The sequence below is a fragment of the Azospirillum sp. Marseille-Q6669 genome (genome assembly GCF_965111635.1).
The window spans coordinates 493,647-508,755 of the sequence record NZ_CBCOOP010000001.1; the positions used below are offsets into that span (position 1 = coordinate 493,647).

The 15,109-nt window shown below is 69.9% G+C and carries 15 protein-coding genes and 1 pseudogene; 3 read left to right on the forward strand and 13 right to left on the reverse strand.

The annotated features are described in order from the left end of the window. Nucleotides 1-62: 62 nt before the first annotated feature. From ACWPXE_RS02010 to ACWPXE_RS02055, 10 genes and pseudogenes are all read right to left on the reverse strand, one after another. Nucleotides 63-461, reverse strand: coding sequence for a chemotaxis protein CheW (locus tag ACWPXE_RS02010; protein WP_454017891.1), 399 nt, complete (start codon nucleotides 459-461; stop codon nucleotides 63-65). Nucleotides 462-579: 118 nt separating this feature from the next. Further along, nucleotides 580-2,247 (reverse strand): annotated as a pseudogene (locus ACWPXE_RS02015) (chemotaxis protein CheA); the annotation flags it as partial. Continuing rightward, nucleotides 2,244-2,642 carry a response regulator gene (locus ACWPXE_RS02020; protein ID WP_454016478.1) on the reverse strand — a complete coding sequence of 133 codons (399 nt, stop codon included), beginning with the start codon at nucleotides 2,640-2,642 and terminating at the stop codon, nucleotides 2,244-2,246. The pseudogene ACWPXE_RS02015 and the gene ACWPXE_RS02020, both read right to left, overlap by 4 nt. Before the next feature lie 12 nt (nucleotides 2,643-2,654). Further along, a complete protein-coding gene (locus ACWPXE_RS02025) occupies nucleotides 2,655-3,530 on the reverse strand; it encodes a CheR family methyltransferase (RefSeq protein ID WP_454016479.1) in 876 nt (291 codons plus the stop codon). Continuing rightward, complete coding sequence (locus ACWPXE_RS02030) at nucleotides 3,531-4,148, reverse strand: HEAT repeat domain-containing protein (RefSeq protein ID WP_454016480.1); 618 nt, start codon at nucleotides 4,146-4,148, stop codon at nucleotides 3,531-3,533. Between the two features lie 22 nt (nucleotides 4,149-4,170). Next, nucleotides 4,171-5,274 (reverse strand): chemotaxis-specific protein-glutamate methyltransferase CheB, encoded by a 1,104-nt coding sequence (cheB, locus tag ACWPXE_RS02035; protein WP_454016481.1) that lies wholly within the window; start codon nucleotides 5,272-5,274, stop codon nucleotides 4,171-4,173. Nucleotides 5,275-5,292: 18 nt separating this feature from the next. Beyond that, nucleotides 5,293-6,858 carry a chemotaxis protein CheW gene (locus tag ACWPXE_RS02040; RefSeq protein ID WP_454016482.1) on the reverse strand — a complete coding sequence of 522 codons (1,566 nt, stop codon included), beginning with the start codon at nucleotides 6,856-6,858 and terminating at the stop codon, nucleotides 5,293-5,295. Nucleotides 6,859-6,880: 22 nt separating this feature from the next. Beyond that, complete coding sequence (locus tag ACWPXE_RS02045; protein WP_454016483.1) at nucleotides 6,881-8,854, reverse strand: methyl-accepting chemotaxis protein; 1,974 nt, start codon at nucleotides 8,852-8,854, stop codon at nucleotides 6,881-6,883. Nucleotides 8,855-8,943: 89 nt separating this feature from the next. Continuing rightward, the gene (locus ACWPXE_RS02050) at nucleotides 8,944-9,612 is read right to left on the reverse strand and encodes a chemotaxis protein CheC (RefSeq protein WP_454016484.1); all 669 of its coding nucleotides are present in this window, start codon (nucleotides 9,610-9,612) and stop codon (nucleotides 8,944-8,946) included. A gap of 42 nt (nucleotides 9,613-9,654) precedes the next feature. Then, entirely contained in the window at nucleotides 9,655-10,062 is a 408-nt protein-coding gene (locus ACWPXE_RS02055) for a response regulator transcription factor (RefSeq protein ID WP_454016485.1), read from the reverse strand. A 197-nt stretch (nucleotides 10,063-10,259) separates the two neighbouring features. On the opposite strand from ACWPXE_RS02055, the gene ACWPXE_RS02060 reads away from it, so the two are divergent. Both ACWPXE_RS02060 and ACWPXE_RS02065 read left to right on the forward strand, forming a co-directional pair. Beyond that, entirely contained in the window at nucleotides 10,260-10,886 is a 627-nt protein-coding gene (locus tag ACWPXE_RS02060) for a MarC family protein (protein ID WP_247889784.1), read from the forward strand. A gap of 22 nt (nucleotides 10,887-10,908) precedes the next feature. Beyond that, nucleotides 10,909-11,772 carry an aldose 1-epimerase family protein gene (locus ACWPXE_RS02065; protein ID WP_454016486.1) on the forward strand — a complete coding sequence of 288 codons (864 nt, stop codon included), beginning with the start codon at nucleotides 10,909-10,911 and terminating at the stop codon, nucleotides 11,770-11,772. 15 nt (nucleotides 11,773-11,787) lie between these two features. Here ACWPXE_RS02065 and gltA read toward each other — a convergent pair whose 3' ends face one another. Together gltA and ACWPXE_RS02075 are read right to left on the reverse strand one after the other, a co-directional pair. Then, nucleotides 11,788-13,128, reverse strand: coding sequence for a citrate synthase (gene gltA, locus ACWPXE_RS02070; RefSeq protein WP_454016487.1), 1,341 nt, complete (start codon nucleotides 13,126-13,128; stop codon nucleotides 11,788-11,790). Between the two features lie 123 nt (nucleotides 13,129-13,251). Further along, entirely contained in the window at nucleotides 13,252-13,719 is a 468-nt protein-coding gene (locus ACWPXE_RS02075) for a flavodoxin family protein (protein ID WP_454016488.1), read from the reverse strand. Between the two features lie 49 nt (nucleotides 13,720-13,768). Between ACWPXE_RS02075 and ACWPXE_RS02080 the strand changes: the two genes are divergently transcribed. Next, entirely contained in the window at nucleotides 13,769-14,335 is a 567-nt protein-coding gene (locus ACWPXE_RS02080) for an AAA family ATPase (RefSeq protein ID WP_454016489.1), read from the forward strand. On the opposite strand, the gene ACWPXE_RS02085 is transcribed toward ACWPXE_RS02080, so the two are convergent. After that, a complete protein-coding gene (locus ACWPXE_RS02085) occupies nucleotides 14,325-15,098 on the reverse strand; it encodes an SDR family NAD(P)-dependent oxidoreductase (RefSeq protein ID WP_454016490.1) in 774 nt (257 codons plus the stop codon). The genes ACWPXE_RS02080 and ACWPXE_RS02085 overlap by 11 nt on opposite strands. Nucleotides 15,099-15,109 lie beyond the last annotated feature (11 nt).

Genomic DNA, 15,109 nt, shown 5'->3' on the forward strand with positions numbered 1-15,109 from the left:
CGCTTCTTCCACGGTGCAGGCGCCCTCGAAACGGGCGGTGCGGTCCTCGAAACGGATGGGCATCACACCAGCTCCCGCAGGTTGAGGGCGAGCAGAAGGCGCCCGTCGCCGAGCACCGCCGTGCCGGCGTAGCCGCGCAGCCGGGCGAGCAGCCCGGTCATCGGTTTCAAGACCACGTCGGCGCGTTCCCGGAAGGCGTCCACGACCAGCGCCACCGGCTGCCCGCCGAGATCCACCAGCAGCACCGCCTCCCCGCTCCGCACCCGCTCGTCCTCCGGCAGGTTGAGCAGGCGGCGCAGCCGCAGAAGCGGCACCACAGCGTCCTGAACGACCACGCTCTCCGCATGCTTCATCCGGCGGATCGCGCCGTGGGGAACACGCTGCATCCCGGTCACCAGGGTCATCGGCAAGCCATAGAGCGCACCCGCCGTCTCCACCGTCACCAGCCGCGTCACCATCATCGTGAGCGGCAGGACGAGGCGGAAGCGGGTTCCGGCGCCGGGAGTCGAAGCGACCTCCACCCGCCCCCGCCTGCTCCACCGCGCTGCGCACGGCGTCCATCCCCACCCCGCGGCCCGACAGGTCCGACACGGTCTCCGAGGTGCTGACCCCCGGCAGGAAGATCAGGCGCAACGCCTCGGCGTCGGACAGGCCCGCCGCCTGCTCCGCGGTCAGGGCGCCCTGGGTCACCGCCTTGCGGCGCACGGCCGCCGCGTCGATGCCCGCCCCGTCGTCGGAGACCTCGACCACCACGCCGCCGCTGTCCTGGAAGGCCTGGACGCGGATGGCCGCGACCTCCGGCTTGCCGGCGGCACGACGGCGCTCCGGCGGCTCGACGCCATGGTCCAGCCCGTTGCGGACGAGGTGCAGCAGCGGCTCGCCCAGGATGTCGAGGATGTCCTTGTCCGCCTCCGTCTCGCCGCCGGAGACGTGCAGTTCGACCGGTTTGCCGAGCTGCCGCGCGGTGTCGCGGACCAGACGGGGCAGCGGGTCGAAGACGCGCGACAGGGGAAGCAGCCGCAACCGCAGCACCGCGTCCTGCAGGTCGCCCACGATGGAGTCGATGCGGTTGTGGGCCTCCTTGATGCTTTGGGCCAGAGCGTCGGCGCTCCGCCCCTCCTGTGCCTCGCGCGCGAGGTGGGGCAGACTTCCTTTGGCGACGACCAGTTCAGCGACCAGCGCCATCAGCCGGTCCATGCGTTCGGCATCGACCCGCAGCGCCCGCCGCGCCGGGGCGGCCGGAGCGGTGGGCGCCGTCGCAGCCGGGCCGTCGGCCAGGGACTCGACGCAAGGGATGAGCGCGTCCACCGGGCCTTCGGCGGCGCGGTCCAGCGCCGCCCTCTCCGCGGCCCGCCCCTCGGCGGCGAGGATGTTGCGCACCGCCCGCAGCACCGCGGCCCGGCGGGCCGCCGTTTCCTCGTCGCTGCCCGGCAGACGGAGGATGCGCGCCTGCTCCCGCAGCATGGCCGTGGCGAGGCTGGGCGGCGCAGCGGGGGATGCCGCCTCGGTCAGGGCGGGTATCGTGATCGTGGCGAGGGACACCTGATCGGGAACGCCGCGGAACAGGCGCATCAACTCGTCCTTCGGCGCGCCACTCAGCGCGCGGAAGCGCAGGGCACAGCGGTAGGGGTCGAGGTCGGTCAGCGCCGGCCACGCCCCGGTGGCCTCGATGCGCAGCAGCAGCAGGTCCGGGATGCGGCGGCACAGGTCCAGCGGATCATCCCCGGCGAAGAAGCAATCCTCCGCAGGGGCGTAGGCGATGGCGGTGACCGTGCGCCCGGCAGCCTTGGCCCGGTCGGCCTCCGGCAGTTCGTCCACCCAGGCGAATCCGGCCGGCGTGCCGCTGCCCGCACTCTCCGCCGTCCCGCCAAGGGCGGCGCGCAACCCCGCTTCCTGCGCCTGCGCGCGGGCGTCGGCATCATCAGGAAGGGATTGGCTGTGCTCCAGCCCATCGACCCAGGCCGCGCCGATGTCCAGCAACGCCAGCAGCCGGTCGGCCAATTCGCCGCTCATGGCGGCGCGTCCGTCCCGAACCGCCATCAGGGCGTCTTCGCCGGCATGGACCATGCGGGTGAAGGGCGCCAGATCGAACAGGGCGGTGGCGCCCTTCAGCGTGTGCAGCGCGCGGAACAGGTCATTGATCGGAGCCTTGTCGGTCGGGTCGCGCTCCAGCCGCAACAGCGCGGCGCCCGCCGCCTCCAGCAACTCCCGCGATTCCAGGACGAACTGCTCGAACAGCGCGCTCATGACCGTGCCTCTCGACCGGTGAGCAGGCGGGCGGCGGCCGTCAGGTCGGCAGGGCGCACCGGCTTCACGAAGTACCAGTTGGCGCCGGCGAGCAGCGCCTTCTCGCGGTCGCTGTCCTTGGATTCGGTGCTGATCATGATGGCCGGCACGTCCCGCAGGGTCTGCTCCTGGCGCAGGCGGCGCAGCATGGTGTAGCCGTCCATCTTCTGCATGTTGATGTCGACGATCAGCAGGTCCGGCGTGGACGCCAGCGCATGCTCCAGCCCGTCGATCCCGTTCACCGCCTCGTCGACCCGAAAGCCGTCGGCCTCCAAAACCTGCCGGGTGTAGGCCCGGACGGTCACGGCGTCGTCCACCACGAGGACGCGGGGTTGCGGATTTGGTCGATCGGTCACCGGGCGGCCTCCTTAACTCTGGGGCTTCTGATAGAGGATGGCGTCGGGGAACCGGCGCGGCACGAAGAGGGAGGACATCCGGCTCATGCTCTCCGAATGGCCGAGGCAGATGAATCCGCAGGGCGACAGCGCGTCGTAGAACATCGACGTCGCCTCGCGCCGCCCCAGGTCATCGAAATAGATCAGCAGATTGCGGCAGAAGATGACGTCCATGCCACGGAAATTCGCCATCTGGCGCGGATCGGCGATGTTCACGAGCGAGAAATCGATGGAGTCCCGCAGTTCTCCCATGATCTGCCAGCGCTGGTCGTCCAGACGGGTGAAGTATTTGGCAACGAGATTCCGCGGCATGGCCTGCAGCGACCGTTCCTCATAAATGCCTTCCTGTGCACGCTCAAGCACATGGCTGTCGATGTCGGAGGCGTAGAGTTCGATCTCGAATTCATCCACCCGGCTCCACCGCTCCAGCAGCGTGATCGCGATGGAATAGGGCTCCTCCCCGGTGGCGCAGCCGGCCGACCAGATGCGCACCCGGCTGCCCGGCTCCCGCCCGCGCACCACCTCGTCCAGCGCCGCGTTCACCAGGCAGTCGAGCTGGTACATCTCGCGGAAGAAATAGGTCTCGTTCACCGTCATGCGGTTGACGAGAAGCTGCAACTCCTCCCCCGACGCCTGGAAGCGCAGCAGATTCAGGTATTGGCGGAAATGGTCGACGCCGACCGCCGCCATCCGCTCCGACACGCGGCGGTCGACGAAGTAGCGTTTGGCCTCGGTGAAGGACAGGCCGGTGCGTTCCCGCAAGAACCGGCAGAAGGCGTCGTAATCCGCGGCGCTCAGGCCGGCGGTGTCCCCCTTGTCCGAAGGCCCCTTGTCCGAAGGCAGGCTCATTCAGGCTCCGGAAAACAGGCGGCGCGCCGCGTCGACGGAAAAGGTGACGAAGGGGTCGTCCGGAAAACGCGCGCCGAGCCGCTCTACGACCGGCAGGGCCGCGGGATCGCCGCTTTCCATCAGCGCCTCCACCGCGGAAAGGCAGACGTTGACGTGCGGGTCACGGTCGATCACCCCGGACAGCAGGTCCAGCCGGTCCGGATGCGGCAGCTTCCCGATGAGCTGGGCCGCGAAGATGCGCAGATCCGAATCCCCGGCCGTCAGCAGCAGGGCCACCTCCGGCATCACCACGGCGGCGGGCATCTGCTGAAGGCTTTCGAGCACGCCATTGCGCAGCCCGACGTCCTCGCTCGCCAGATGGGGCACCAGCGCCGCCGCGGCCGCAGCGGTACCGGTGCGGACCAAGGCGGTGAGAAGGGTTTCGCGGACGCTCGGGTCCTCCTCGCGCGCCAGCCTTGCGGACAAGGCGGGAACGGCGTCCGGACGTTCGCCGAGCGCATGGGCGGCCTGTCGGCGTCGGGCCGGATCAGCGTCCTCCAGCCAAATCAGCGGATCGCCGCCCTCCGCTGCGGTCGCAGGCGTCGCTCCGCCAATCTTCCGTGCCTTCACCAGGGCCATGCCGCCTCCTCCACCGCTCCAATCACACTCCCCCCCTCACCCACCGCGTCATCTGCTGGGCCACCCGGTCGGATGGCAGCACCATGTCGGCACCGCCGCGGCGGATCAGTTCTTGCGGCATGCCGAACACGACGGCGCTGGCCTCCGCCTCCGCAATGGTGCGCCCACCCTGTCGGCGCAGCTCCGTCATCGAGGCCGCTCCATCCGACCCCATGCCCGTCAGGAGAACACCGATCAGCCGTGACGGCGCCACGGCGCGCAGAGCGCTCTCGACCAGCCGATCCACGTTGGGATGCCAGCTCCGCCGTTCGTCCGCCGGGACGGGCTGGGCGCAGAGCCGTCCGCCGCGCCGGACGATCTGAAGATCGGCCCCGCCGCGCGCGATGCAAACCATACCCGGCTGGAGCGCTGTGGCCGTCGCGGCCTCCACCACCGTCACGTCGGAAATGGTGTCGAGGCGGCGGGCCAGCGGCCCGGTGAAGCTGGCGGGCATGTGCTGGACCACCACCACCGGCCAGGGAAAATCCGCCGGCAGAAGCGGCAGGATGTCTTCCAGCGTGCGGGGCCCGCCGGTGGACACGCCGATCAGCACCAGCCCCTCACCCGGCCCTTCGTCGCCATCCTCGTCGCCGTCGGCCACGGTCCGCGGCTTGGACAGGGAAGAGTCCGCCAGGAAGTCCGCCCCGGCGATGCGCTCGCGCGCCCGGCGCAGCCGTTCCCGCAGCCCCAGCACCCGACGCGGGCGCGACCCGGCGGCGGCGCGCACGGTGTCGACCAGCTCCTCGGCGATGCCGGCGATGGCGCCAATCCCTGACGGCTTGCGCACCGCCTCCACCGCCCCGAGCCTCAAGGCCTCCAACGTCACCTCCGCCCCGTCCGCGGTCAGGGCCGAGACCATCACCACCGGCTTCGGATGCTCGACCATGATGCGCTTCAGGCAGGCGAGGCCGTCCATGCCGGGCATCGTGACGTCCAAGGTCACCACATCCGGATCGAAGGCGGGCAGCCGTTTCAGCGCCTCCGCCCCATCGGCGGCGGTTTCCACCTCGAAACCGGCGGACGAGAGGATATCGCCGATGCGCCGCCGCATCAGCGCCGAATCATCGACGACCAGAACCTTCAGCATGACGGGACCACCTTCCGATCAGACGGCGGCCAGCAAGTCGGCGAGCTGGTCCATGTCCAGCAATTCCGCCGGGTCCATCAGCAGAATCATCCGCCGCTCCCCGGCGCTCTCCAGCGCGCCGATGCGGCGGATCAGCCGATTTTGGGCCTGCGACACGACGGGAGCCGGCCCGATGTCGCCGTCCGGGATGTGGACGATCCCCGCCATGCCGTCCACCAGAAGCCCGGCGCGTGCCGCCCCCGCGGCGATCACCACCACGCGGCTCCGGTCACCAGCGCCCCCCTGCCCTTGCCCTTCCGGCAGGCGCAGCAGGCGGCGCAGCGCGACCAGCGGCAGGACGGCGCCGCGCAGCGTGGTCACGCCGCTGACGAAGTCCGGTGCATTGGGCAGCGGGGTCACGGCGTCGGGCACGCGCAGCACCTCCTGCACCGCCCCGACCGGCAGGCCGTATTCCGCACTGGCCAGCCGGAACACCACGAAGGCCTCCGCCCGCTCCGCCTCCATTGCCACAGCCGCCTCTCCCTCGCGTCCCTGAGCGCCACCGCCGAATCCAGCGGCCGAACCGGCGCCATCTCCCGCGCCATGACGGAACAGCCGTTCCGCCGACAGGACCGGGATCAGCCGCGCGCCGCCGTCCAGCCGCGCGATGCCGTCCATGTCCTCGAACTCCGCCTCCCGTGCCATCAGCGGCGGCACCGGGTCGATCCGTTCGCGGGAAACGCGCAGGATTTCCCGCACATCTTCCACCACCACACCGACCAGCCCCTCCGCCGTGCGCAGGACCGCCACCTTTCCGCGGCCCCCCCGATCCTTCTCCGCGTCGAGCCCGAACAGCTCCCTCAGCCCGACCAGGGGAAGCAACGCGTCGCGCAACGTCATCATGCCCAGAAGATGGGCGCGGGCGCGGGGAACGCGGGTCACCGCTTCAGGGACCGGAACGACTTCCCGCACCGCCGCCACCGGCAACGCGAACTCCTGCTCCGCAACGGTGAGGACGACGAGTTGTTCCTCGTCCTGCGGAGCCGCAGCGTTGCTTTTCAGCTGGGCTGGGGCGCTGAAATCCACGGCCCCTGCAGGGCTGCCGATCCGCCCGAGGTCGGCGAACTGCCGTTCGATCAGCGGCCCGGGATCGAGGATCAGAGCGCCGTCCCGTCCGTCCGAGGCCAGGATGGCGCCGGCCAGGAGATCCGCGTCGATGGACGGATCGGGCGTCGCCCCGGAGTCGGCGATGCGGCCCTCGTCCACGGCGGACAGGCCCGACACGCGGTCCACCAGCAGGCCGACCGGCTGTCCGTTGTGACGGAGAATCAGCAGTCGCGCCGCCTTCGTATCCCCATCGTCGGTGCCACCCTCCCCGGCCCCGGCCCCATCAAGGCCCAGGATCCGGCGCAGCCCGATGACTGGCAACACGGCGCCGTGCCGCCGGGCCAGCCCTTCCAGGCTGGGCGGTCCCAACGGGATGGGCACAAGCGCGGGCGGGCGCAGGATCTCCAGCACGCTGTCGAGCGGCAGGGCCAACCCCATGCCGCCGACCGTGAAGAGGACGAAGGAACGCGCGCCGTCGCGGCGGATGATCGCGGCCATGGGTCGTCTCCCCGCCGGCCGGTCAGCCGGCCCCTTGCAGTTCTTCGGCCATGGCGGCGATCTCCTCGATGGCGGCGGCCAGTTCCTCGGCGCCCTTGGCCTGCTCCCGCGCGGCCTTGGCCGCCTCGTTGGCGGAGCGGTTGGCCTGGTTGGCCGCCACGGCGACCTGCTCCACACCCTTCTGCGCCTCCGCCACGGCGCGTTGCACCTCGCCGGCGTTCTCGACAATCTCGCGGCTGCCGGAGGTCACGGTGCGCAGGTCGGCGATGGCCGCGGCGAGGCTGCCGGCAAACTCCTGGTGGCGCAGGGACTGGCGGGCCGTCTCGGTCCCGATGTCCTCGATGTCGCGGCGGACGCGCCCGATCTGATCCTGGATGGCGTGGACGATGTCCTTCACCCGCTCCACATTCTCCGAGCTGTCGCGGGCGAGGTTGCGGATGTCGTTGCTGACGACGGTGAAGCCACGCCCGAACTCCCCGGCCCGCGCCGCCTCGATGGAGCCGCTGACCGCCAGCATGCCGGTCTGGATGGCGATGATCGAGATCGCGTCGACCACCTTGTCGATGCGCCGCCCGATCTGCTCCATGGCGCCGATCCGCTCCACCGTGCGGCGGCTGGCGGCCACCGCCTCACCCACCCCGGCGGTCAGGGCGCCCACCATGTCCTGCGTCTCGGACAGCAGCGCCTCCAGCCCGACGCAGCGCTGAAGCGCATCCTCGGCGCGGCTGTGGCTGAGCCGAGCGCTGGCCTCGATCTCTGCGATGGCGCTGCTCGACTGGTGGGTCGCCGCCCCCTGAGCCTGGGCGCCGCGGGAGATCTGGGTGATCGCCGCCATGATCTGGGCAGCGGCGCGGTTGATCTCCTCGATGGCGGCGGAGAGCTGCTCGGCGGCGGAGGCGAGATCACCGGCGGCGCGATGGACGTCGGTGCTGCCGGTCAGCTCGTCGGCGAGGTCGGACAGCTGGCCGGCGGCCTGCTCGCTCTGGGCGAGCGCCTTGGCCTGCTCGCCGACCGTCTTCAGCGCCTCCTCGCTCGCCGCCGCCTGCTCCTCCGCGGCGGAGGCGACGCTTTCGGCACCGCGCTGCGCCTCACGTCCGGCCGAATCGGCCTCCAACGCGGCCTTGATGGTCTCCTGGGAGCCGCGGGCGATATCACCCATGCCGTCACGCACCCGGTCGAGCTGGGTGGCGATCTGGCGCCCCCGCTCCACCTCGGTCTTGGACGCGTCGGCGCCGGCCACGATGCTCTCCGCGATGGCGCTCACCGCCTTCTGTATCTCCGCGACCATGCGGTTGATCTCGTTGGCGGAGCGTTCGGAGCGCTCGGCCAGGGCCTGCACCTCGTCGGCCACGACGGCGAAGCCGCGCCCGGCGTCACCCGCACGGGCGGCCTCGATGGCGGCGTTCAGCGCCAGGAGGTTGGTCTGGTCGGCCATGACCGCCACCCCTTCGACGATGGCGCCGATCTCCGCCGCCTGCCGCTCCAGGTCACGAACCAGCGCGACGGCGGCCTCCTGCCGCGCGGCGGCGCGGACTAGGCCATCGACGGAGGTGAGGATCTGGGCGCTGACATCCTTCATCAGCGCCTGCAGCGCCTCGATCCGCGACAGCGAGGCTTCGGCGTTGCCGCGCGCCCGCCCGATCAGGCTGGCGCTGCGGTCGATCATCCGCTGCGACTGCTGGGTGGCGCTCGCCGCCTCCTCCGCGCCGGCGGCCACCTGCTCCATCGCCTTGCGCAGTTCCTCGGCGGCGGCAGCGGCCTGGGTCACGCCGCTGGCAAGCTCGTTCGACGCGGCGGCGATGCCCTCCGCCGCCTTGCGCCGCCGGTTTCCGGCGCGGGCGCGCCGTCGCACCTCCGCCGCGCGACGGGTCGAGAGGGCGTTGTCGGGCGGACCGGGAAGACCGGCGTCATTGGGAAGCCCCACCGCGTCCTCGCCGGTGTCCGCGTCGCGGGAGGCGCTCGCCGTGTCGATCCGCTTCTTCTTGACCAAGGCCATGATCCAAACCCCCTACCCCGTGAGCCCGTGTTTCCCTATCGGGGACTCGTGTTGATTGGCGTGTGATGATTGCCGGTTGTTGCCCGCCCTCAGGCCAGCACCCGGCCGATGTAGCGCCCGATGGCCGCCTTCAACTCCACCGCCGATCCAGCGTCGAGCGCCAGGACGACGGTCCCCTCGACATCGTGGGGCGGTGTGCGGAAGGTGACGTGGAGCAGGATGGCCTGCGCCTCCGCCGTCAGGGCGACGCCGCAGCGCTCCAGGAGGTCGTCCCCCACGCCGCGCAAGACCTGCGGCAGGGTGGTGCCGACCGCGACGCCTAGCAGATTCCCCATGGAGGACAGGCAGCTGTTCAGCACGATGTTGCCGACCTCGGCCAGTGCCTCCTCCACCAGCTCCGCCGCGTCCTCCTTGGGGACGCCGGGCGGCAGCGCGGCCGCGGCCAGCGGCAGGCCGCTGCGTTCCGGCATCAGCAGGATGGCCGAACCGAGGAAGGCGCCGGACAGGCACTCCGTCACCGCGATCAGCTCCCCCGGCATCGCCGACCGAAGCAGGCCGCACACCCGGTCGCCGGGGACGAGGCTGACCATCGGCACGGAAATCTCCACCGGCCCGCCGATCATCCGGCTGAGCGCCGTGGACGCCCGGGCGACGCCGATGTTGCCCAGCTCCGTCAGCGCGTCGCGTTCCAGCTCGTCCAGACCAAAGCCGTTTGGGTCAATGCCGGCCGGGCCAACGCCGCCTAGGTCAATGCCCATAGGGGTCGGGTCCATCGGCGCGCGCCGGCCGGACCGTGCCGGTCAACCGGCGTCCCCGCCGGCTGCATCGCTGGACAAAGGACGGCGCGGCAGGCTGGCGGCGGCCAGGAAGCGGGCCATCTGCTCCTCCTCCAGCGGCTTGGGCATGAAGGCGGCGCCCAGTGCGCGGATGCCGGACACCACCGAATCCTGGGCGTTGGCCGTGATGATGGCGACACGGATGTCCGGCTTCGCCTGCAGCAGTCGGGCGGCGGCCTCCAGGCCGTTGTCGCCGGGCATATTGAAGTCGATTATGGCGATATGGATATCACTTTCGTCGAGTTTTCCATAAAGCTCAGCGCTGTTCGCCGCCTCGATGACCGTCCAATCCGGCTTGTTCCGAAGTATTATGCCGCGGACATGCATGCGGGACAGCTTGCTGTCGTCCACGACGATTACGGTCTTGCTCAACGCCTGTGCTCCGGGAGGGGAGAAAATTTGAATTGTGAAACGATTATAGCCACCGGCACGCCACGCGCCAGCATGGATTGCAGTTCACATTCACCGTTTTTTTAACGCCGCTCCCGGCGCGCCTCCCCTTGGCCGCCCGCGGTGGCTTTGCTAACAGAAGGTGGGTCAACAGGGTCATGCCGTCCGGGGTTCCGTCCGTGGAAGATTTCATCAGCGCGCTCGTGGTGTTTCTCGTCGTGGTCGATCCGATCGGGCTGGTTCCGATCTATCTCGGCCTCACCCGCGGCTTCGACAGCCGGCGCAAGCGCACCATCGCCCTCCGCGGTCCGCTGATCAGCTTCGCCATTATCGTCTTCTTCGCCTATCTGGGCGAACTGGTGTTGAATGCCCTGTCGATCGGCATGCCGGCCTTCCGCATCGCCGGCGGTGCGCTGCTGTTCTGGATCGCCTTCGAAATGCTGTTCCAACGCCGGGCCGAGCGCAAGGAGCGCACCGCCGACGACGCCCGGACGGAGGAGGAGGCCCACGATCTCGCCGTCTTCCCGCTGGCGATTCCGTTGATCGCCGGGCCGGGCGCCATCACCTCCACGCTGTTGCTGATGGACCGCTACGGCGCGACTCTGGGCGGCCAGGGCATGGTGCTGGGCGCCGCCGCGGTCGCCGTGGGCAGCGTCATGGCGCTGCTGGTCGTTGCCGATTTGGTGAACAAGCTGCTCGGCCGCACGGTGATCCACACGGTCAGCCGTGTTCTAGGCATCGTCCTGGCGGCGCTGGCCGCCCAGACGATCATCGAAGGCATCACCGCGGTCTATCCGCCCCACTGATCTTCACAAAGGACACAGCCCCATGGACCGGCACACGCTCAGCAACGGACGCCTCGGCGCCGCGATCAAGGCCGATGGGGCGGAGCTGTCCTCCCTGACCCTCGACGGGCGGGAACTGCTTTGGCAGGCCGGTCCGGAGTGGCCGCGCCACGCGCCGGTGCTGTTCCCGATCGTCGGCCGGCTGAAGGACGACACGCTGCGCCACCGCGGCCGGACCTACCGCATGACCCAGCACGGCTTCGCCCGCGACCGCCGCTTCGCCTGGGGGGAACACACCGCCACCCTCTGCCGCCTGTCGCTGTCCGACGACGCGCAGACCCGCGCGCTCTATCCCTTCGCCTTCCGTTTGGAGCTGATCTTCGAGCTGGACGCGGAAGGGCTGACCATCCGCCACCGCATCACCAATCCGGGCGATGAGACGATGCCTGCCTCGCTCGGCGTGCATCCGGCCTTTCTCTGGCCGTTGCAGGACAGCGTTCCGAAGGAGGCGCACGAGCTTCTGTTCGAAACCGACGAGCCCGAACCGATCCGCCGCGTCGATGGCGGCCTGCTGTCGCCCCATCCGGAGCCGACGCCCATCGAGGGCCGCCGCCTGCCGCTGAGCGAGGGTTTGTTCACGCGGGACGCGGTGATCCTCGACCGGCCAGCCAGCCGTTCCGTCCGCTACGGCGCGCCCGGCACCCCGACCCTTACCATGTCCTGGGAGGGGTTCCGGGAACTGGGCATCTGGTCGAAGCCAACCGGCGCGCCCTTCCTGTGCATCGAGCCCTGGCACGGCCACGCCTCCCCGGCGGATTTCGACGGGGAGTTCGCGGACAAGCCGGGGCTGCTGCATCTCGCCCCCGGAGCGATGCGGGAGCTGAGCTACCGCATCGCCGTGGGATAATGGACCGGCGTTCCGTCAGCCGCGCTTGTTCAGCGGAACGAAGGCGCGGCCCGGATTGCCGGTGTAGAGCTGACGGGGGCGCCCGATCTTCTGCTGCGGGTCCTCGATCATCTCCTGCCACTGGGAAATCCAGCCGACGGTGCGGGCCAGCGCGAACAGCACGGTGAACATGCTGGTCGGGAAGCCCATCGCCTTCAGGATGATGCCCGAGTAGAAGTCGACGTTGGGATACAGCTTCTTCTCGACGAAGTAGGGGTCCTCCAGCGCGATCTTCTCCAGCTCCATCGCGATGGCGAGGTGCGGTTCGTCCTTGATGCCCAGCACGTCCAGAACCTCGTAGCAGGTCTGGCGCATGATCTTGGCGCGCGGGTCGTAGTTCTTGTAGACCCGGTGCCCGAAGCCCATCAGGCGGAAGGGATCGTTCTTGTCCTTGGCGCGCTTGATGAATTCGGGGATGCGCTCGACCGTGCCGATCTCCTCCAGCATCAGCAGCACGGCCTCATTGGCGCCGCCGTGGGCCGGACCCCACAGCGCCGCGATGCCCGAGGCGATGCAGGCGAAGGGATTGGCGTGCGACGAGCCGGCCAGACGCACGGTGGAGGTCGAGGCGTTCTGCTCGTGGTCGGCGTGCAGGATGAAGATCTTGTCCATGGCGCGGGCCAGGACCGGATCGACCTTCCAGGTCTCGCACGGCGTCCCGAAGGTCATGTAGAGAAAGTTTTCCGCGTAGCTAAGGTCGTTGCGCGGATACATGAAGGGCTGGCCGACCGAGTATTTGTAGGCCATGGCGGCCATGGTCGGCATCTTGGCGATCAGCCGGTGCGCGGCGATCATCCGCTGGCGCGGGTCGAGGATGTCCGTCGAGTCGTGGTAGAAGGCCGACAGCGCGCCGGTCACGCCGCACATCACCGCCATGGGGTGAGCGTCGCGGCGGAACCCGCTGTAGAAGCGGCTCAACTGCTCATGCACCATGGTGTGGTAGGTGATGGTGCGCTCGAAATCCTCCTTCTGCTGCGGATTCGGCAGCTCGCCGCGCAGCAGGAGGTGGCAGACCTCCAGATAATCACAGTTCTCCGCCAGATCCTGGATGGCGTAGCCGCGGTGCAGGAGGATGCCTTCGTCGCCGTCGATGTAGGTGATCGCCGACTCGCAGCTCGCCGTGGAGGTAAAGCCGGGATCGAAGGTGAAATAGCCGGTTTCCGCGTAGAGCTTGCGCACGTCGATGGCGCGCGGGCCGGTTTCGCCTTCCAGCAGCGGCAGCTTGACGGTTTTTCCGGTCGTGTCGTCGGTGACCGTGATGGTCCCGACCTGTTTGACCTCGCCGCGCCAGACCGGCCGGCCCTTGCTGCTCTCCATCGGCCCCTCCTTATGCACGCGTCATCGGGCGTGACGCTGTTTCGTTGCACGTAGGAGACTGTATGAATGGGGGGTGTCGTCAATAGCACTCCCGATAGATGCCACCCCACCGGGCATAGGCCATCAGAAAATCCCCGCCTCCAGCCCGGCGGCCATCAGCAGCCCCAGCTCCGCACAGGAGGCGGCGAAATCGTCGCGGTACGGGCCGCGGCAGACCAGCGGTTCCTGCACCGGACGCCAGCGCAGCCCCGTCGCGATGGAGGCGACAGCGCGGCAGGTCCCCGTCCCGTCATGGCCCGCCCGGACGAACAGCGCGTAGGGCAGCCCCTGCGTGCGCTCCAGGCAGGGGTAATAGCTGCGGTCGAAGAAATCCTTGAGCGCCCCGCTCATGTACCCCAGATTCTCAGTCGTTCCGAGGATCACGCCCTGCGACTCCAGCACGTCCTCCGGCCCGGCCTCCAGCGGTGGTTTCGCCACCACCTCCACCCCCTGCACCTCCGGCGACCGCGCCCCGCGCAGCACGGCGTCCAGCAACGCCCGCGTGTTGGGCGACGGGCAGTGGGCGACGACGAGGAGGCGTTTGGGCGGCATGATTCGTCCTTTCCACGGCGACTGTACCAACAACACAGGAAGACGTCCCATGAGCGAAGACGCGCGCCGCTTCGTCGTCGTCACGGGTGGCCCGGGCTCCGGAAAGAGCACCCTGATCGACGCGCTGGCCAGCGAAGGCCACGCCCACAGCGTGGAGGCGGGCCGCGCCATCATCCAGGACCAGATGTCCATCGGCGGGCCGGCGCTGCCCTGGATCGACCCGTCGGCCTTCGCGGAGCTGATGCTGTGCTGGGAACTGCGCTCCCTCCGCCTCGCGCGGGAGCAGGCGGGAGCGGTCTTCTTCGACCGCGGCATCCCGGACGTCATCGGCTATCTGCGCCTGATGAAGCGTCCGGTGCCCGCGCATCTGGAAACAGCGGCCCGCCGCTTCCGCTATCACCGGACCGTCTTCATAGCGCCGCCCTGGCCGGAGATTTTCGGGCCGGACACCGAGCGCCGGCAGACACTGGCCGAAGCCGTGGCGACCCACGACGCCATGGTCGAGACCTACGGCGGGCTGGGTTACGAGCTGGTCGAACTGCCCAAGGCGCCGGTGGCGGAGCGGCTGCGCTTCGTCCTGGACCGGCTTGGCCAACCGGAGCCGCTCACGCCATGAGTTGGCCGCCGTTCACCTCGATCACCTGACCGGTGATGTAGCCGCTGAGCGCCTCCGAGGCCAGAAACAGATAGGCGCCGACGCAGTCCTCCGCCGTGCCCAGCCGGCCCAGCGGGATGCGCGCTGCCGTCGCCGCCAGCTTCTCCGGCGAGGAGTAGCGCTGGTGGAAGTCGGTGTCGATGGTGCCGGGCGAGACGGCGTTGACGCGGATACGGTCCGGCGCCAGCTCCGCCGCCAGGGAGCGGGTGAAGGTCGAGACAAAGGCCTTCGACGCGCTGTAGATCGAGGAACCGGGGCTGCCCCCGGTGCGGGCCGAGATGGAGACGGTGTTGACGATGGCCCCGCCCCCGGAGGCGCGCAGGGCCGGCAGGGCGCGCCGGCAGGCCACGACGACGGAACGCAGGTTGAGGTCGATCACCTCGTCCAGGAAATCGTCGCCGATCCGCTCCAGCGGCACCCGCCCGACCATGGTGCCGGCGTTGTTGACGAGGATGTCCAGCCCGCCCAGCGCCTGCACCGCCGCGTCCACCGCCGACTCCACGGCGCGCGGGTTGCGGAAGTCGCCCGTGACGGCGTAGACCTCCGTCCCGCCCGCCGTGAGGGCGAGCGCCAGCCTCGCCGCGGCATCGCTGCCGCCCGACCCGTGGAGCGCCACCCGCGCGCCCAGGCTGGCGAAGGCGGTGCCCACCGCCGCCCCGATGCCCCGGCTGCTTCCGGTCACCAGCACGCGCTTGCCGCGCAGATCCTCGCCCAACAGAGTCATGGCCCCTATCC

Coding starts and splice junctions, on each gene's coding strand:
- ACWPXE_RS02010 (WP_454017891.1), bottom strand. CDS start 461: ATGATGGTGACGCGGCTGGTGACGGTGGAGACGGCGGGTGCGCTCTAT.
- ACWPXE_RS02025 (WP_454016479.1), bottom strand. CDS start 3,530: ATGAGCCTGCCTTCGGACAAGGGGCCTTCGGACAAGGGGGACACCGCC.
- ACWPXE_RS02030 (WP_454016480.1), bottom strand. CDS start 4,148: ATGGCCCTGGTGAAGGCACGGAAGATTGGCGGAGCGACGCCTGCGACC.
- cheB (WP_454016481.1), bottom strand. CDS start 5,274: ATGCTGAAGGTTCTGGTCGTCGATGATTCGGCGCTGATGCGGCGGCGC.
- ACWPXE_RS02040 (WP_454016482.1), bottom strand. CDS start 6,858: ATGGCCGCGATCATCCGCCGCGACGGCGCGCGTTCCTTCGTCCTCTTC.
- ACWPXE_RS02045 (WP_454016483.1), bottom strand. CDS start 8,854: ATGGCCTTGGTCAAGAAGAAGCGGATCGACACGGCGAGCGCCTCCCGC.
- ACWPXE_RS02050 (WP_454016484.1), bottom strand. CDS start 9,612: ATGGGCATTGACCTAGGCGGCGTTGGCCCGGCCGGCATTGACCCAAAC.
- ACWPXE_RS02065 (WP_454016486.1), top strand. CDS start 10,909: ATGGACCGGCACACGCTCAGCAACGGACGCCTCGGCGCCGCGATCAAG.
- gltA (WP_454016487.1), bottom strand. CDS start 13,128: ATGGAGAGCAGCAAGGGCCGGCCGGTCTGGCGCGGCGAGGTCAAACAG.
- ACWPXE_RS02075 (WP_454016488.1), bottom strand. CDS start 13,719: ATGCCGCCCAAACGCCTCCTCGTCGTCGCCCACTGCCCGTCGCCCAAC.
- ACWPXE_RS02080 (WP_454016489.1), top strand. CDS start 13,769: ATGAGCGAAGACGCGCGCCGCTTCGTCGTCGTCACGGGTGGCCCGGGC.
- ACWPXE_RS02085 (WP_454016490.1), bottom strand. CDS start 15,098: ATGACTCTGTTGGGCGAGGATCTGCGCGGCAAGCGCGTGCTGGTGACC.